Source organism: Bacillus sp. LR--39, assembly GCF_053613335.1.
Genome location: NZ_JBSIOT010000192.1, coordinates 1 through 1317, shown reverse-complemented (window position 1 = coordinate 1317; position 1317 = coordinate 1). Strand labels below are relative to the sequence as shown.

General features: G+C 44.6%; 1 protein-coding gene and 1 pseudogene. One reads left to right on the top strand and one right to left on the bottom strand.

Features of this window, described 5'->3' with window-relative positions; translation table 11 throughout:
• Positions 1 to 1013, top strand: a pseudogene (locus ACWHAR_RS21680) (molecular chaperone HtpG); the annotation flags it as partial.
• Between the two features lie 42 nt (positions 1014 to 1055).
• Here the strand turns inward: ACWHAR_RS21680 and ACWHAR_RS21675 are convergent.
• Positions 1056 to 1317: MFS transporter (locus tag ACWHAR_RS21675; protein WP_452087793.1), on the bottom strand; the 262-nt coding region annotated here is incomplete at its 5' end.

Below are 1317 nucleotides of genomic sequence, written 5' to 3'. Positions count from 1 at the left end.
CGTTTGACTACTATTCCAAGGAATATGAGAAAGGCTTGGAGCTGTATTCCAATGGCGTGCTGATCATGAATAAGTGCGCAGACCTGCTACCGGACCACTTCAGCTTTGTGAAGGGCATGGTCGATTCTGAGGATCTGTCGCTGAATATTTCCAGAGAAATGCTGCAGCATGACCGCCAGCTGAAGCTGATCGCGAAAAACATCAGCAAGAAAATCAAAAGCGAGCTGCAAAGCCTGTTGAAAAAAGACCGCGAGAAATACGAGACGTTCTACAAGTCGTTCGGCAGACAGCTGAAATTCGGCGTGTACAATGATTTTGGCGCGAATAAGGATCAATTGAAGGATCTCCTCTTATTCTACTCTTCAAAAGAGAAAAAACTGGTCAGCTTAGACGAGTATGTTTCCAGAATGCCAGAGGAGCAGAAATTCATTTATTACGCGACCGGTGATTCTTACGACCGCATTGAGAAACTGCCGCAAACGGAAATGGTGGCGGACAAAGGCTATGAAATCCTCTACTTTACTGAGGACATCGATGAGTTTGCAATTAAAATGCTGGCTTCTTATCAGGAAAAAGAATTCAAGTCCGTATCAAGCGGAGACCTTGGCATAGACACGGATGAGGATCAAAAGCAGTCCGAGGAAGAGGAAAACAAGTATAAGGATCTGTTTGAGGAAATGAAAAACATTCTGTCAGACAAAGTGAAAAACGTCAGAATCTCAAAACGGCTTAAATCACATCCAGTCTGCCTTGCTGCTGACGGCGAAGTGACAATTGAGATGGAAAAAATCTTAAACGCGATGTCTGACAGCCAAAATGTGAAGGCGGAAAAAGTGCTGGAAATCAACCCGAATCACGAGGTATTCCAAACGCTGCAGGACGCGTTTGAACAAGATAAAGAGAAGCTGAGACTGTACACAAACCTTCTGTACAATCAGGCGCTTCTCATCGAAGGCCTGCCGATTCAGGACCCTGTGGAATTTACGAACAATATTTGCAAGGTCATGGTGTAAACAGAAAAAGGAATCGTCCCATAAGGAGACGATTCCTTTTTTTTATAAAGTACGCTCATTCAGCACTTGGTTTTGGGTGCTTTTCTTCTTTTTAAACCGTTTTTTCAGGCTTGCTTCAATTTCCTCCAAGCTTTTCCCTTTGGTTTCCGGTACCATGTAGAACGCGAAGAAAAATGAGAGAAGACAAATGACTGAGAAAACCATAAAGACCCATGCGATGCCCATCGCGCTTAGCATCAGCGGGAAGACGAGCGACACGATCAGATTGGCCGCCGATAACACCAAAGTCGTGAACCCTGTCGCG